The sequence below is a fragment of the Pseudoalteromonas lipolytica genome (genome assembly GCF_003515105.1).
Classification (GTDB): domain Bacteria; phylum Pseudomonadota; class Gammaproteobacteria; order Enterobacterales; family Alteromonadaceae; genus Pseudoalteromonas; species Pseudoalteromonas lipolytica.
Genome location: NZ_CP032090.1, coordinates 497,201 through 512,477 on the forward strand (window position 1 = coordinate 497,201; position 15,277 = coordinate 512,477).

The following is a 15,277-nucleotide window of genomic DNA, read 5'->3' on the forward strand; positions in this document are numbered from 1 at the left end:
ATACAAAAGCCAAATAACTCAATAAGTAATATGGACATACAAGCGTTAGTTGAAAAATACGAAAGAGATCGAGTTTACTATTGCTCTAATAAATACAATGAAACCCAATTAAGAACTGATTTTTTAGACCCTCTATTCGAACTATTGGGTTGGGATATAAGTAACTCGGAAGGCAAGCCAACCAATGAAAGGGAAGTACTTGTTGAGGAAGGTCTTAAAGCTACAAAAAGTTCCAATACAAAAAAACCTGACTATACGTTTAGACAATTTTCGCAAAGAAAGTTCTTCGTAGAAGCAAAGAAACCAAGTGTAGATGTAAATATTGATTCAGAACCAGCTAAACAAGTCAGAAGGTATGGTTTTACGGCAAAACTAAAAGTTTCAGTACTATCCAATTTTGAATATTTAGCAATATACGATTGCTCTGCACAAGTTGAAGAAGATGACCTAGTAAGCAATTCTCGAATCAAGGTTTATCATTATTCCGAATACATAGATTGTTTTGATGAACTCATAAAATTGTTAGGGAAGGAGAGTGTTTACAATGGGCAATTCGACATTGAATGGAGCCAGATTGAGGATAAAATAAACCACTTCAGTGTAGATAATTTATTTTTAGCTCAAATTAACGAATGGAGAGTAAATTTAGCAGCAACTTTTTTGGGAATCAAGACTGAAATTTCCGACTTAGAGTTAAATGACTTAACTCAATCTTATGTCAATAGTATTGTTTTTCTTAGAGTTTGCGAAGATAGAAGCTTAGAAGAATTCGAATCTCTCTTATCTTTATCTAATGAAAAAGACTATGCCGCTTTGGTTAAGTTATTGCACTCAGCGGATAAAAAATATAATTCAGGCCTTTTTGACCTTCCATATATTGATGAATTGATCAGTGACAAAAACTCCTATATTTGGGAAATAATTGAGCAGCTTTATTTTCCCCAAAGTACATATTCATTTTCTGTATTTTCTTCTGATATATTGGGTAGTATTTATGAGATTTTCTTAGCGGAAAAGATTGATAGCACTTCTGGGGAAATCAAATTAATCCCTAAAGCTGAGAATGTTGACAGAGACATAGTTACAACTCCGACACATATAATCAGAGATATTCTTAGGAAAACAGTAGTTAAATACTGTGAAAATAAAAATGATACAGAAATACTTAATAGTAAGTTTGCAGATATTGCATGCGGTTCAGGTGCATTTTTATTAGAGTTATTTCAAGTACTTCAAGATGTTTTGGTTGATTATTATTTAATAAATGACAATTCAAAATTGGTTCAAGTTTCATCCAGCACTTATAAACTAAATTATCAGACCAAATCACAGCTTCTAACGTCTTGTATTTTTGGAGTTGATAAAGATTATAACGCAGTTAAAGCGGCTCAATTTGGTTTACTTTTAAAGCTGTTAGAAGATGAAGATAATTCTACAATTACTGTTCCAGTGCTTCCCACATTAAAAGCCAACATACTTTTTGGTAATAGTTTGGTAGAACCAAATGATGTTTCAAGTCAAGATGATTTACTCGAAATTAACCCATTTGAATTTGGTGAATACCAATTTGATGTCATTGTTGGCAATCCACCATATTTAGCAACAGAACATATGAAAAAATTAACTCCCAAAGAGTTAAGCATTTATAGCAGTAAATATGACTCTGCTTACAAACAATTCGATAAATACTTTTTATTCATTGAAAGGGGGTTAAGTCTACTCAAAGATAATGGCTTCTTCGGCTACATAATACCTTCAAAGTTTATGAAGGTTGGGGCTGGGAAGAATCTAAGGGAGTTTTTATCAAAAAATAATTACGTTTCTGAGATCTTATCTTTTGGAGCTAATCAAGTATTTAAAAATAAGACAACCTATACATGTATTCTTGTAGCCCAAAAAAATATGAATGAGTCATTTGAATTTACCGAGGTTAATGACCTGTCTAAATGGAATATTCGGGATTACAATAGTTACCAAAGTGTTATTGTCGAAAGTACGGCACTAGGCTCAGATACTTGGGTTTTAGAGCCAAGTACTCAAAAGGTTCTTAATGCCCTTGCTGAAAATACATTACCGCTAATAGAAATATTGGGTGAAAAGACTATTGAAAATGGTATCCAGACGAGCGCAAACAGCGTTTATATTCATAAAGTTGATCATGACGATGGTACGTACCTTCACTTCGGGTACGCAGGAAACTCTTTTCAAGTAGAGAAAGAGCTGACAAGACCCTACTTTAAAACTGGTAGAGGTGATGACACTCTTTATACGTATAGAAATTTACAACCAAATACATTTGTAATTTACCCATATAGAAAAATTGATGATTGTATCGAATTAGTTCAATACGAAGAGTTGGAAAGTGACTACCCATTTATGTTTCAATTTTTGTCCGTTATCCGAGACAAGCTCGATAATGATAAACGAGACATCAAACCTGAACCAAAGACTGAAAATGAATGGTATAGGTATGGTAGAAGTCAAAGCTTAGAAAATTGTGACGTACCTAAAAAAATTGTGGTTGGAGTACTGTCTAATGGTTTTAAATATTCGATAGACGAACAACGTACTTTCATTTCTTCTGGGGGAACAGCTGGATATTGTCCAATTAACATTCCGACAGATTGCAATTATTCAATTTATTATATTCAAGCGTTATTAACTTCGAAATATTTAGAGTGGTTCGCGTCAGTTTATGGTGAGGTATTTAGAGGCGGGTATGTTGCTCGTGGCACAAAAGTGCTGAAACGAATGCCAATAGTCAGAATTGATTTTGATGATGCAGAGTCCAAGAGGTTACATGATGATATTGCTAAGTTGCAGCTTTCTCTTAATTCAATTTACGAGCAATATGAAAAACATTTGGGTAACCCTAGGCAACAGACCCCATTAATGCGTTCTTTTCAAAATAAGTTAAATGAAATGAACACTCTTCTTCGGCGCTTATTTAACCTAGGAGAGTTAGACGAATTAATTCCAGAAGTATCAGAATTGTATAGTGGTAAAGATGACTAGCAGCAAACAAAAAACGAATAGTGATTGGTCAATTATTTTTCAGCCGTTTGCAGGAAATACACATCAAGCAAAAATAAATACAGAGTTTGATTCTGATGTTCAAAAAATACTAATGTCTACTGCTTATGTAAATCAGGATGGTGTAGAGTCGTTAATTGATAAAATAAAAGCTCACTCAAATAAGATAGAGCTATATATAGGTATTGGAGAACGAAACTCTACAACATCGAAACAAGCGTTAGAGCTTTTACTTGATGCTGGAACAAAGTTATATGTTGTAGATACCAACAAATCAGGAGTTATCTTTCATCCGAAAGTTTTTCTTTTTAAAAAAGAGCGGTCAGCGAAATTAATTGTCGGAAGTGCAAACCTTACTCATAGTGGTCTACATAACAATATTGAAGTAAGTGTCAGTTTAGGGATCGATTTAGAATGCCCTGAGCAATTTCAACAATATGATTCTATTCTCGATAGTTTCGATAAGCTAAAAAGCGAGCATAGGGAAAACTGTTATTTGCTGAAAGATAAAGCTGCCATCGAAGATTTATTAATAAAAGAACGCATTATAGACGAGTCCCAAAAAGCAGAATTTTCTGGTTCTGGGAGCTCTAATAGTAAAAATAAAGGTAAACCAATTGGCTTACCATTTGTGTCTAAGAGCAAAAAAAAGCGAAGTAATGCGGGTAAGCAGGCTGCTGTTAATGCTGACTCTTTTGGAAAAAGATATTTATGTTATGTTAAGAAGAAGTTACCAGAAGGGGATCTCCAACTTTTAGAAAATGGACATGGTTCTGGTGTAATTAGATTAGTGAAGTCTGGCTTCAAAATTAATGATGAAGTAATCGACCAAAGAACGTATTTTCGTAAAAATGTTTTTGGAGACTTGCAGTGGGCGGCAGTAAACGATAAAGAAGAAGCAATAGGAGTGTTTAAGCTTTCTATTAAAGGGAAATATTGTGGTGTATTTAATATTAAGTTAAGTCATAAGCCTTCATGGGAGTCAAAGCAGAAAAATTATACAACCGCGCTTCATGTTTCAGCAATTAAAAAACATATTCAGAAAAAAGGGCTGATAAATAAACAGTTTCAGCTTTATAAAATTACTGATGCTGACTATGACTTTGAAATTTTGATTGAGTAAAACATCCAGTTCTTTTTCAATTGGAGGTCTTAAAATTTTATGGCGAATCATAAACTTGAATTAGGTAAAGAGCTCATTGCAGGAATTTCTCAGCTAGGCAACGTGCTTGGTTATTACGTTGAGGAGGAGTTTCCAGTGGATACAGCTATTTGTGGCGAACCTCCCGCAGTTGATGTTGCTTGGTTTTCTAAAAAAGGAAATAGGTTTCCTTTATTTATTTTTGAAGTGGAAAGTAAAGCCACTAATGGAATGACAAATAACCCGCTAAAAGTATATGCACAAGAAAGTAGTACATTTGAAAAACCCCTTTTCTTTTTTCATGTTGTGGCACAAGGTGGCGAGAATTCAGCTCGCCCTAGGAATTTAGAAGCTCAATACGGGAAGAACAACTATCGAATATATTTGGTTGGTAGTGTTAGTGCTAATGCTTTTATTAAAGATGTTCTAAATCAGCATACAAGAGTTCGAAACGACATAGACTATTTATCTCTCCATCAATTACTTTCTTCGAAGTTATGGTGCGAAAAAGTAACCTATCCAGAAGTGCTAATGTTTTCCGCTAGTCTTGGATTGTCGAGAAACGAAGTTATTTCATCATATGTGCGTATGACTAGGTTTGATTTTGATTTGCTCCCTGATTTTATTCAATTAATAGCAGAGGATTCACACCTCGGTTTTACAAATGTGATTTTAGATTCATATATTGGTAGTCAATACTATGTCCCTATACTTTGCTCTTTACTTTGTGGGATGAGCAAAAATAAGGAAGAATCACAGCATTGGTCGTCAATGTTAATCGAGTGGCAGGATAATAATAGTTATATACCCATGATTGCGCCTTCGTTTGGTTTGTCCAGAGATTATGACGAATTCATTCTTGGATTTTCGCCCCAATTAATTTGCTTATGTATTGTTTTAGCTTCTAAAAAAGGTCAATTTGAACGATATTTGATCGAAGTGTTGGGAGGAATATTGGACAAAGTTGGTAACTGTTGGGCTGGCTTGAATACGGCGATTTATCTTCTTCATATCAGTGCAGCCCTAAGACTTTCAACTCCATACGATAAAGCTAAATGTTTCTTAGAGAAATTTGAGAAAATCTCTGAAAGAAATATATATCAACCGCCTTCCGTTGTTTCAATATTGGAAGGTGAGTTTGATGATTACTTTGAACACGGAAGTGGTGTAAAAATTCCTTCCATGGAAGTTTTTACTGATTTATGTGTTAAACAATATCAAACTAGTTATTGCGATTTGCCTCTTTTAGCATTAAATGCGCTTGATGACGATTCATATATCTATGAATGGTCAAACGACTTAGTTGGTTCGCTTTGGAAAAATTCTACACTCAATTCTATTATGCGAGATTAAAATATCACACACCTGAATGATGCTACACTGCGCAAATTAATTACATGGTGCTGACAGATATGTGCTAAAACTAAACCAAAGTTAGTGGTCTTTCCTTTGTCTTCGGTTTTTTAATCGCTCCCAAATAGCTACTAGATTATCTACGTCCTCGTTATTCAGTCCCAAAGGAGTTAATATTTTGTACCCTTGCATTTTGAGGGTTTTAGCCATGTCATCAGTCCTAATGCTCTCATCAAGTTCTTCGATATCAAAATCGAGTTTTTCTGGAATAGGTATAAATAGCTTCTCAATTTCTGATGGTACAAGTTCTAAAACACCACCACCGTAATATCTGCCCTCTAATTCTGCAAAAATAGCAGTTAAAGGATTGATAAAACAATAAGCTAATTTAGCAGCATCCATTCCCTTTGCTGTGACTCTGTAAGCTGTGTCTGTCGTTAACGCTTCTAATTCGTTAAAAATTAGCCTAGGTGTATCGTGAGATCTTTTCAGCATGCCTAGGTTTCTACTATAAACAGAAGGGACTTTATACCAAGGTTTGCGAATCCTGCATTTATATCTTTTATGCAGCTCTTCGCTTTCTCCCTGTTTTATGTACTCTTGAACAGATTCGGGTAAATCCGAAAAGTCGTCTTCTAAGTAAATAAAATTTGTAGGGTATTTATTTTCTTCGTTATGGGTATGTTGCTTTCTGTTATAGATTATCCCTTTACAGTGTTGGCTCTTGCCAAACATCGGGTGGCTAAACTCTTGGAGCCCAAATTTCTCAACTGTCTCATTGTCAACAAGAAAGAACTTGTTTGCACCAGTGACAATACCTACATCGACATCAGCAACTTCTGTGAATTTATAAACATTGCTTTTTCGCATTGTTCGAGTAACCAATTCAAGTTCGGTTGGAGACAATAGGGCTTTTGTCCACTTACCCACAACTGTTTGCCCATTAATAGCATTCGTGTCATTAAATAAGGTTTCGGGATTTTCATTTAAGAACTCGAAGCCTTTAACATGTTTAATGCCAACACCGTATGAATGATCGGTTATTTCATTCTTCTTTTGAGCTAATAGAATCACAGCTCCTTGCAGAGTATTTTCAAACCAAATTTCTTGGGGATCAATTACAACTAACTTGGAGCATTGTTCTCCAAGGAATGTTCTTAAAGACTGCGCATGCATTACGTGGATTATCTCTGATGGAATAACCATTCCGAGTCTTCCGCCTGATTTTAGAAGTTTAATACAAGCGAGAATGAATGGAACCCATGCATTTGTGTGCTTTGTGAATTTCAAATCTAGTTGTTTGAATACTAGTTCTGTTTGCGTTTGGAATTCTTTTTCCAAAAATTGATATCTAATAAATGGAGGATTACCTATTACACCTGATACTTGTTGCTCAATGGAATTCAAATTTTTGTTTGCCCAAGATAAAAAGTCACCTTCGGTTACTTTTGCATTTACAAACCCAAATTTCGTACACTTTAAACGAGACTTTTCAGCTTCAATATCAAATAATTCAAATGCGTTTATTTTTAAATTTTTACTGGCGTTATTATTACTCAGAGCAGTTAAAAAACTACCGTCTCCACAGCTCGGTTCAATGATGGATTCAGGTTTGCCTGCTAAAACCCACTTCGTTACATAGTCTGCTAAGTTTTGTGGGGTATAATAGCCGCCTCTTAGTTTTTGAGCAGTTTGGTCTGCTTTAAATTTCATTTTGGTTTTGCTCAATGCTTTTTAATAGTTCAGCACTTTTATCTTTGATGTGCTTTTCGGCGTTTTCAATAAACCAATCTTTTAAAGTAAGTTGTTCAAAAGCGAGTATCGAGTATAGCTTCTTTTTTAGTTCAGGGTTTATTTCCAAAACAATTCTTCCTGATTCACCTTTTGCCATTTTTAATTCCTGATTTAAACATATTTTATCAGTATACCCTATGTTACATAGGTTACACTAGTGCGTTTTGTTACATGGGTGACAGGTGTTATTTTTGTTCACGTTTTTTCGTCAAGCCCATACCTTTCATTAAAATCATCCAAAGCAATTTTTGTAACATCCAATCGGTTATAAATATTATTTAAAACGTTCATATCTCTGTGACCAGTGACTTTTGAAACTTTGGATAAAGACCAACCTTTATCCATGAGTAGAGACGCACCATATGCTCTTAAATCGTGGAATCGAATTTGTCTTACGTTATGACCTTCTTCAATGAGCTTTTTACGGCTTCGTTGCCAACCAGCAGTTACAGACCTAGCTTCGTAGGGAAAAATTTTTGCTTGTGGGTCAAATTTTTCGTCCTTTTCTTTTAGGTTTTCAATTAGTTGTTTTTTTCGTTCCATAACTATTTCGTATGCACCACTAATCAACGGAACAGGGACATGGTTTCCTATTTTGTTTGTCGGGTGCTTTCTATCTTCAACGATAACTGTGTGTTGGTCTTCATCAAAATTTTCCCACTTTATTCGGCAGATCTCCGAAACTCTCATACAAGAGGCAATTGCAAAATCGAGAATTTGTAAATATGGGATCTTTGCACTGCGGTGTTCCTCACGATTTTTCAAAGTTTCTCGCAAAAGTTCCATTTCTTTGCGGGTCGGTATTTCTGTTCGTTCATTTGCAGCGAATTCAACAAGACGCTTATGTTTCGGAACATTATTTTTTATGTCGTCTTTGAATTTTTTGATAGCTTCCAAAATAAAGTCAATGTCACCTCTGACTTGAAATTCTTTTTCGTGGGCAACTGCAATAACGGATTTTATGTATAAGATGTCTTGATATGTTGTATATGCAGAGACACCTTCATCCTTTCTTTCTTTGGCGTAGTTTATAATATCTTCTATTGTAAATGCGGATACTAAATTTATAGAAATATCTCTTTTAGTGATTGCTTTTAAAGCATAAAACTTACTTCGACCGAGTTCGTTACGGTATTGTTCTAAGTACATATTTATCAATGCAGACAGCGAAACATCCCTGAAATCAGACTCTTTGACTCGTGCTTGTGGCATACCATGTACATCAAGATATTGAGCACGATTTGTTGCCCAATGCTTAGCCTTCGCTCTCGTGGTAAAGGTATTGCTTTCTTCGTAGTAACCTTTTTCCAGAAGCTCATTCCTTAGGCGGACACGAGCACGAAACTTGATGCCTTTCTTGGTCTTACGTTGTTCTATGTTAACTGTCGCCATTTAGCTATCTCCTGTATAATAACCACAATGTCCTAATTCAGTAGGGTACTATAATTGTACCCTAGCATTGTACCCTTGGGGTACAATCAATGCAAAAACATACAAGAATGTGAAAAAATGAGTGAAAATGTGCATAGAAAAAGTAATGTAAAACATAGTAGTAAAGCTGGGTTTGTAGAGGGAGAGCTTGATAGGCGCTTTTCTGTTGCCCCAATGTTAGATTGGACTGATCGTCATTGTCGAACATTCCATCGTAAAATGACAAAACATGCTGTGCTTTACACCGAAATGGTGACAACAGGTGCTATTTTATTTGGTAAGGGTGATTACTTACACTTTAATCAACATGAAGGTCCTGTTGCGTTGCAGCTGGGTGGGTCTGACCCTGACGCACTTGCTAAATGTGCTAAGTTAGCGGCAGAGCGCGGTTATGACGAGGTTAACCTTAATGTAGGATGCCCATCTGATCGCGTGCAAAACGGTCGTTTTGGTGCGTGTTTAATGGCTGAGCCAAAGCTTGTTGCTGAGTGTGTCGCGGCGATGAAGGCTGAAGTATCGATTCCAGTGACCGTTAAAACACGGATCGGAATTGACGAGCAAGATTCGTATGAGTTTTTATGTGCTCTGATTGAAGCAAGCCACGATGTAGGCTGTGATGACTTTATTATTCATGCCCGTAAGGCATGGCTAAATGGGTTAAGCCCGAAAGAAAACCGTGAAATTCCGCCGCTTGATTATCCGCGAGTTTATCAACTCAAAAAAGACTATCCGCAACTGCACTTGAGTCTAAATGGTGGCGTGAAAACGATTGCTGATACAATTACGCACCTTGATTATGTTGATGGCATTATGATTGGTCGTGAGGCATACAGTAATCCATTCATTTTAAGTGACGTTGACGAAAAAATTTACGGTGATACCCCGTTTACTCTTAATCGTCATCAGGTTGTGCGAGCTATGTATGATTACATTGAAGATGAGATGAGCCAAGGCGCGAATTTTTGGCATATTGCTCGCCATATGTTGGGTATTTTCCAAGGCCAGCCGGGCGCGCGAGGCTTTAGACGCCACCTTTCAGAAAATGGTCATGGCAAAACGGCCGATTTAAGTGTTATGGATAAAGCATTGAGCTTTGTACCAGAAATTTAATGTTCAAATTGGAACAGAAAAAAAGCCACTCTTTTGTGGCTTTTTTTGATCCTAAAATTTGGTTTAAAAGTTAGTTTTTTAGTCAAATTAGTTATTTTCCATTCAGCTTAAAGTCAGTGTTTAGTTACGTGAAAACTAATTAACCTTATGTATTTTAATGGTTATTTTAAAATTTTTTGTAGTTGGCATAAGAATTGGAATCTCCTCGGTGTATTAACCCAATTATCAACAGGAGAATCACATGGGTGTATTAAATCGCGTAAACGACATTATTCAGGCTAATTTATCTGCTGCACTCGATAAAGCAGAAGATCCTGAAAAGCTGCTTAATTTACTCGTGCAAGAAATGCAGGATGCACTTAATGAGTGTCGTGCAACCGCTGCAACATTCTTAACTCAAGAAAAGCAAATAAAGCGTGAAATTGCAGCAAAACAAGCAAAGCAAGCTGATTGGCAAGCGAAAGCTGAAAAAGCACTTAGTAAAGACAGAGATGATCTTGCTAAAGCAGCATTAATTGAAAAACAGCGTTTAAACGCAGAGATTGAAGCGCAGCAACGTGAAATGGATAAAGTGGCTGACTCATTAGCGAAGTTAACAGACGACTGTCAGCGTTTGCAAAATAAGCTTGCAGATGCCAAAGCAAAGCAACTGACTTACATGCAAAAAGAGCGCGTGGTTACGGCACGCTTAAAAGTCAAAGAGCAGCTTCATAGTAACAAAGTTGCGGATGCGTTAGCGCGATTTGATTATTTAGAGCAGCGCGTTGAAAACATCGAGTCGCAAGTTGAAGCCTATGAGCTTACACACAGTGATGCTGCAAATTCGACAGCGGCGCAAATTGCTGCGTTAGAAAAAAATGATGCTATAGACAAAGAGCTGGCCGATTTAAAAGCCACAATGAAACAGTCGGCTTAGGAGGAAAACGATGAATACTTATCATACATCATCACGTTGGTTTAGAGATTTAACTAATAAGAAAATCTCTGGAGTGTGCAGCGGTTTAGCTGCTCGATTGGGCTTCCCTGTATGGTCAACGCGTTTGCTCATGATCATACTGTTTTTACATATGCCCTTCATTGTTGGGGTGGGTTACCTTGTTGCACATTGTAGCTTGCCAGTAAAAGGTTATTAGGAGCTGGTCATGAAAACGTTAGCTATTATTGTCTTAGCAATTTTACTACTGTGCACAGATACATTTGCATTTGTATCCTTTGATTCATGGCAGCTGCCTTTATCAATAGCCGATATGAGCTGGGCTGGGCTTGAGGTGGTTGGTGCACTTGTCGCTGTTATTGCTCTAGTTGCTGGGGTTGCTTTATTTACCATAGGCTTAATTGGTGCAGGTGTGGTTGCTTTAGTCGGGGTAGTGCTTGCGTTTTTATTTGGTTCTGTGGTGATTGCATGGCCCTTGTTATTAATTGCAGCTTTGTGTTGGCTGATTGCTGATAACAAGAAATCACCAGCTTAAGGTACGAATAAACTGCCTTAATAAATAAAGTATGCTAAATTTAGCGGGTAAGTTGATGTCTTAACAAGGATTAAAACATAATGAAACTGTTGCCCGCATTCTCTTTTCTTATCACAAGTTTATTTTATAGTACTTTTTCATCTGCCCACAGCGGTCATGACCATAACGATGTTGCAGAAGTAACCGTGAGCAATGCCCAAGTTCGCGAATTTTTACCTGCCAGTAAGGCCAGTGTCGCTTATTTTACGATTACCAATCCGAGTCAGCAGGCTACAACATTAACAAAGGCAACACTGGATGGTTTAGGGCGCGTTGAAATTCATCAACATACCCATGTTGATGGCATGATGAAAATGGAACAGGTTATTTCGTTAGAGATAGATGCTCACAGCAGCATTGAATTCAAACCCGGTGGTTATCATTTGATGGTGTTTGACCCTGAAGATGAGTTAAAAGCAGGGCAAGAACGAAAACTCACGCTATATTTTAAAGATGGCAACCGAGTATTTACTCAAGCCAAAGTTGTCTCTTTACATGATATGTCTAAAGAGGCATCACAAAAAAGTAAAGAGCACTCACATCACTAGGAGGTACCATGTCTGAGCATAAAGGAAAAATAGCCAGTGCATTACTTATTATCTTAATTATTTTTTACGCGGTTTCGGTTTACTGGAGTAGTGAACCTGACCGTATGGATGTTGTAGGTAAGGCAAAGCAAGAAGCACAAATGCGTGGCGAAAAGTTTGTCACGGGGTACACCACTACGACAACGTTAATTAATGTAGCTAGTACATTATTGAATAAGCCCGGTGGTTACTTGTCTAACGATATTATGCCACCCAGTGTCATGATGGATAATATGCCTGCATGGGAATATGGGGCGCTTGAAATGACGCGTGACCTTGTATTATCAATGCGTAAGGACTTTAGTCGTTCTCAGTCTCAATCAACAGAGCATGAAGCACTTAAAAAAGCGCAGCCGCAGTTTAACATCAGTTCCGAAGCATGGGCGTGGCCAAGCGCTGAAGCTGAATATCAAAAAGGCATTGATTTACTTGTTGTTTATCGCAGCCAAATTGCCGACCAAAATGACAGAGACAGTCAATTTTATGCACGCGCTGATAATTTACGTGGTTGGCTAAAAGAAGCCGAAAAGCGCTTAGGCAGTTTAAGTCAGCGTTTAAGTGCAAGTGTTGGCCAAGAACGCCTAAACACTGACTTGGCCGGTGATACGGCTGCCCACCAAGCAACTTATGCACCATTACAAAACCAAGTGAAAACGTCGTGGTGGGAAATTGATGATGTATTTTACGAATCAAGGGGAGCCACGTGGGCGCTGTTACACTTTTTACAGGCTGTTGAATACGATTTCGCAGATGTCTTAGAAAAGAAAAATGCCCGTGTTAGCCTACAACAAATTATTCGTGAATTAGAAGCCACACAAGAAACGGTGTGGAGCCCAATGATTTTAAATGGCAGTGGTTTTGGTTTTGTTGCCAATCATTCACTGGTAATGGCAAATTATATTTCTCGAGCCAATGCGGCTCTAATTGAACTTAGCGAACTTTTAGCGCAAGGATAAAATGATGAAAAAGTACTGTTTAGCGGCCGCGCTTTCGATGGCCTGTTTAGCTCCTACAGCTCAAGCTGACACTCTATTAGGTTTATACCTTGGGGTAGATGGCTGGCAATCAGATAATAGCGGTAGCTTTGCTCAAGACGGTAATTTACAAAGTTTTAATTTTGAAGATGAGACTTTCACAAGCTACTATGCAGCACTAGAGCACCCAGTGCCTTTAGTGCCTAACATCAAATTAAAATACACAGAGCTTGAGCTGAATGGTTCAACCATGTTGGATGAGTCATTTAGTTTTGGTGGTTCAGATTATGTTGTTGGTACACAAGTAGGCACTGTCAGTGATCTTTCTCACGTAGATTACATTCTTTACTACGAAATTTTCGATAATGATTTAGTGTCGATTGATTTAGGTGTGAACGCCAAGCAATTTGACGGTGATATTGTCGTGACAGGTACCTCGCAAGACGGGGGCCCAAGCACAACAGAACGTGTTGATTTCTCTGGTTTTGTTCCTCTTGTATACGGCCGCGCAGAAGTGGGTTTACCGTTTACAGGTTTAAGTGTTTTCTTTGAAGGCAGCTTATTAGCGATTGATGACAGCAAAGTACAAGACTACCAAGCCGGTATTGCGTATGCGTTGCTTGATAATCTTGCTATCGATTTAGATGTTAAAGCGGGCTACCGTTCAATGACATTAGAATTGGATGATATTGATGATATCTATACGGATTTAGATGCATCAGGCCCATTTGCGGGTATCCAAATTCACTTTTAATTGAGTATGCTGGCAGGTTATTTTGTAGCTTGCCAGCTTATTTCAAACTCATCGTCTAATGAGGTTGTTAGTATTTGCTTATAAGCCTTATTGATAGGTGAGACGATCAGTTTTCTTAATTCATCCCCCGTTTGTGTAAACTTATAATAGCTCAATACAAGGTCATTACTTTTTGCTTTTAAAATGAGTCGTTGATTCATAAAGCTTAGTGAGAGTTCTTGGCCAGCTTTCAATACTGCTGACTCTATTTCTTTACGATACAATAAGTTGATATCCATCAACGTTAAAATATCAGGAAAACTAACAGGGGTTTTACCCAAATTAAGGGAGACTTTGTTACCTTTTCTGAGTAAATCAAACAAGGATGGCTTTTTATAAAAGCCTAACAAAATTAGGTGACTGTTGTCTTTTTCGTTGTATCCACATAGCGACGTGCTGCGTTGCAGTGCATCTGCTTCACGTTGTGTCATGTACTTCAGCGTTTGCAAACTCTTGATTGAAAATGTGCCAGGTGAGACGGTTTCACCAGCCAGTATTTTAGCCCATAGTTTTTGCATCGAGATGTTTGCGGTGTCTTCACATAAGCTAATAAATCGTTCTATCCAGTCAGAATCAGGCTGTTGTTGGCCTGTAACATCTGGGCAAAATGCCATCGCCATTGCCATGATGGTTTCAATATTCTCTTGGCGCTTAATAAATTGAATTTCTTGGCGTGTTTGCGCTCGTTGCAGTAAGCTGGCTTCTGCATTTATTTTATACGCTAACTGCTGCTGCCCTTGTGAAGAGTAGCTGTCATCGCTGGGACTGTTGATTTTGACAGTCGATGACTTATGAATGGGATAACCAAGCTGGTTTTCAATGATATTAGCAAGATTAACTCTTGCCTGAGCCGCTTTGACTGTCATCGGGAGCAATGGCCTTGTTGTTAGTAGCTAACTGCGCAGTGGTCTTAATATTATTGAGCGCCAGTTTAACCGTGTTGTTAAGAATATATTGGCTTAGCAAAGCGAGGTAGCCGCCAATAATAGGGGTATTTACTTCACCATGTAGGGTGCAGATAATCTCAACTTCACTGCCTTTACCAACATAGCTTATCGAACCTTGGGCGATATGTTCCTGATTAAACAAAATATTGAAAGTCATTTTATCTGGACTTAACTGGGTGATTGTCATTTCACCTGAGCCAAACTTACTTTGCCAAAATTGATGAGCTCCAACGCCTTTACTTGGCTCAGCGACAGTAAACTTAATACTGGGATCAACTGCTTGCCATGGTTGCCAGCGTGGCCATTGTGTGAAATCGCTCACTAAGCTGGCTATTTCATCCGGCGCTGCTGTGACGTTAACCGACTTATTAACGGTGTATTTTTGTGACAGCATTAGGCCAATTACCAAGGCGATTAGCGCACTGATAAACAGCGTTTTTAGGCATAAAATGAATAATTTAATGATCCCACCTCAGGCAATAATTTGATAGCTTTCATAACATTATACGTATCATAGACTATAATCTACACAGTATAAGTTATCACTAATGTATCATAGCCGAATAAGTGATAGAATTTTAAGCAACACTGTAAACCGGAATTGAG

The 15,277-nt window shown here is 37.6% G+C and carries 15 protein-coding genes; 10 read left to right on the forward strand and 5 right to left on the reverse strand.

The window, feature by feature from the left end:
- Positions 1-30: 30 nt before the first annotated feature.
- The 3 genes from D0907_RS02325 to D0907_RS02335 are packed head-to-tail and all read left to right on the forward strand — an operon-like array spanning position 31 to position 5,527.
- Positions 31-3,015 carry an Eco57I restriction-modification methylase domain-containing protein gene (locus D0907_RS02325; RefSeq protein WP_118843966.1) on the forward strand — a complete coding sequence of 995 codons (2,985 nt, stop codon included), beginning with the start codon at positions 31-33 and terminating at the stop codon, positions 3,013-3,015.
- Positions 3,008-4,156, forward strand: a complete 1,149-nt coding sequence (locus D0907_RS02330) for a phospholipase D family protein (RefSeq protein WP_118843967.1) — start codon at positions 3,008-3,010, stop codon at positions 4,154-4,156. The genes D0907_RS02325 and D0907_RS02330 overlap by 8 nt, the downstream gene beginning before the upstream one ends.
- 39 nt (positions 4,157-4,195) lie before the next feature.
- Entirely contained in the window at positions 4,196-5,527 is a 1,332-nt protein-coding gene (locus D0907_RS02335) for a hypothetical protein (protein WP_118843968.1), read from the forward strand.
- Positions 5,528-5,608: 81 nt separating this feature from the next.
- Here the strand turns inward: D0907_RS02335 and D0907_RS02340 are convergent, their stop codons facing one another.
- From D0907_RS02340 to D0907_RS02350, 3 genes are all read right to left on the reverse strand, one after another.
- A complete protein-coding gene (locus tag D0907_RS02340; RefSeq protein WP_118843969.1) occupies positions 5,609-7,240 on the reverse strand; it encodes an N-6 DNA methylase in 1,632 nt (543 codons plus the stop codon).
- On the reverse strand, positions 7,230-7,418 hold the full coding sequence (locus D0907_RS02345) for a hypothetical protein (RefSeq protein ID WP_118843970.1): 189 nt from the start codon (positions 7,416-7,418) through the stop codon (positions 7,230-7,232). The genes D0907_RS02340 and D0907_RS02345 overlap by 11 nt, the downstream gene beginning before the upstream one ends.
- 98 nt (positions 7,419-7,516) lie before the next feature.
- Positions 7,517-8,713, reverse strand: a complete 1,197-nt coding sequence (locus D0907_RS02350) for a tyrosine-type recombinase/integrase (protein WP_118843971.1) — start codon at positions 8,711-8,713, stop codon at positions 7,517-7,519.
- Positions 8,714-8,926: 213 nt separating this feature from the next.
- On the opposite strand from D0907_RS02350, the gene dusA reads away from it, so the two are divergent.
- From dusA to D0907_RS02385, 7 genes are all read left to right on the forward strand, one after another.
- The gene (gene dusA, locus D0907_RS02355; protein ID WP_065978262.1) at positions 8,927-9,862 is read left to right on the forward strand and encodes a tRNA dihydrouridine(20/20a) synthase DusA; all 936 of its coding nucleotides are present in this window, start codon (positions 8,927-8,929) and stop codon (positions 9,860-9,862) included.
- Positions 9,863-10,103: 241 nt separating this feature from the next.
- Entirely contained in the window at positions 10,104-10,778 is a 675-nt protein-coding gene (locus tag D0907_RS02360) for a PspA/IM30 family protein (RefSeq protein ID WP_036971361.1), read from the forward strand.
- A 10-nt stretch (positions 10,779-10,788) separates the two neighbouring features.
- Complete coding sequence (locus D0907_RS02365; protein WP_036971358.1) at positions 10,789-10,995, forward strand: PspC domain-containing protein; 207 nt, start codon at positions 10,789-10,791, stop codon at positions 10,993-10,995.
- A gap of 9 nt (positions 10,996-11,004) precedes the next feature.
- Positions 11,005-11,331 (forward strand): hypothetical protein, encoded by a 327-nt coding sequence (locus tag D0907_RS02370; RefSeq protein ID WP_036971355.1) that lies wholly within the window; start codon positions 11,005-11,007, stop codon positions 11,329-11,331.
- Between the two features lie 80 nt (positions 11,332-11,411).
- The gene (locus D0907_RS02375) at positions 11,412-11,918 is read left to right on the forward strand and encodes a copper chaperone PCu(A)C (protein ID WP_075594344.1); all 507 of its coding nucleotides are present in this window, start codon (positions 11,412-11,414) and stop codon (positions 11,916-11,918) included.
- 8 nt (positions 11,919-11,926) lie between these two features.
- Complete coding sequence (locus D0907_RS02380; protein WP_065978189.1) at positions 11,927-12,913, forward strand: DUF2333 family protein; 987 nt, start codon at positions 11,927-11,929, stop codon at positions 12,911-12,913.
- Positions 12,914-12,917: 4 nt separating this feature from the next.
- Positions 12,918-13,685, forward strand: coding sequence for a TIGR04219 family outer membrane beta-barrel protein (locus D0907_RS02385; protein ID WP_075594345.1), 768 nt, complete (start codon positions 12,918-12,920; stop codon positions 13,683-13,685).
- A gap of 17 nt (positions 13,686-13,702) precedes the next feature.
- Here the strand turns inward: D0907_RS02385 and D0907_RS02390 are convergent, their stop codons facing one another.
- Both D0907_RS02390 and D0907_RS02395 read right to left on the reverse strand, forming a co-directional pair.
- Positions 13,703-14,590 (reverse strand): TIGR03899 family protein, encoded by an 888-nt coding sequence (locus D0907_RS02390; RefSeq protein ID WP_065978187.1) that lies wholly within the window; start codon positions 14,588-14,590, stop codon positions 13,703-13,705.
- Positions 14,559-15,065, reverse strand: coding sequence for an SRPBCC family protein (locus D0907_RS02395; protein ID WP_065978186.1), 507 nt, complete (start codon positions 15,063-15,065; stop codon positions 14,559-14,561). Before D0907_RS02395 ends, D0907_RS02390 begins: the two co-directional genes overlap by 32 nt.
- Positions 15,066-15,277: the final 212 nt, after the last annotated feature.

Bases quoted from the DNA above. Each gene is read 5' to 3' on its own strand.
- D0907_RS02325 (WP_118843966.1), top strand. From the start codon at position 31: ATGGACATACAAGCGTTAGTTGAAAAATACGAAAGAGATCGAGTTTAC.
- D0907_RS02330 (WP_118843967.1), top strand. From the start codon at position 3,008: ATGACTAGCAGCAAACAAAAAACGAATAGTGATTGGTCAATTATTTTT.
- D0907_RS02335 (WP_118843968.1), top strand. From the start codon at position 4,196: ATGGCGAATCATAAACTTGAATTAGGTAAAGAGCTCATTGCAGGAATT.
- D0907_RS02340 (WP_118843969.1), bottom strand. From the start codon at position 7,240: ATGAAATTTAAAGCAGACCAAACTGCTCAAAAACTAAGAGGCGGCTAT.
- D0907_RS02345 (WP_118843970.1), bottom strand. From the start codon at position 7,418: ATGGCAAAAGGTGAATCAGGAAGAATTGTTTTGGAAATAAACCCTGAA.
- D0907_RS02350 (WP_118843971.1), bottom strand. From the start codon at position 8,713: ATGGCGACAGTTAACATAGAACAACGTAAGACCAAGAAAGGCATCAAG.
- dusA (WP_065978262.1), top strand. From the start codon at position 8,927: ATGTTAGATTGGACTGATCGTCATTGTCGAACATTCCATCGTAAAATG.
- D0907_RS02360 (WP_036971361.1), top strand. From the start codon at position 10,104: ATGGGTGTATTAAATCGCGTAAACGACATTATTCAGGCTAATTTATCT.
- D0907_RS02365 (WP_036971358.1), top strand. From the start codon at position 10,789: ATGAATACTTATCATACATCATCACGTTGGTTTAGAGATTTAACTAAT.
- D0907_RS02370 (WP_036971355.1), top strand. From the start codon at position 11,005: ATGAAAACGTTAGCTATTATTGTCTTAGCAATTTTACTACTGTGCACA.
- D0907_RS02375 (WP_075594344.1), top strand. From the start codon at position 11,412: ATGAAACTGTTGCCCGCATTCTCTTTTCTTATCACAAGTTTATTTTAT.
- D0907_RS02380 (WP_065978189.1), top strand. From the start codon at position 11,927: ATGTCTGAGCATAAAGGAAAAATAGCCAGTGCATTACTTATTATCTTA.
- D0907_RS02385 (WP_075594345.1), top strand. From the start codon at position 12,918: ATGAAAAAGTACTGTTTAGCGGCCGCGCTTTCGATGGCCTGTTTAGCT.
- D0907_RS02390 (WP_065978187.1), bottom strand. From the start codon at position 14,590: ATGACAGTCAAAGCGGCTCAGGCAAGAGTTAATCTTGCTAATATCATT.
- D0907_RS02395 (WP_065978186.1), bottom strand. From the start codon at position 15,065: ATGCTGTCACAAAAATACACCGTTAATAAGTCGGTTAACGTCACAGCA.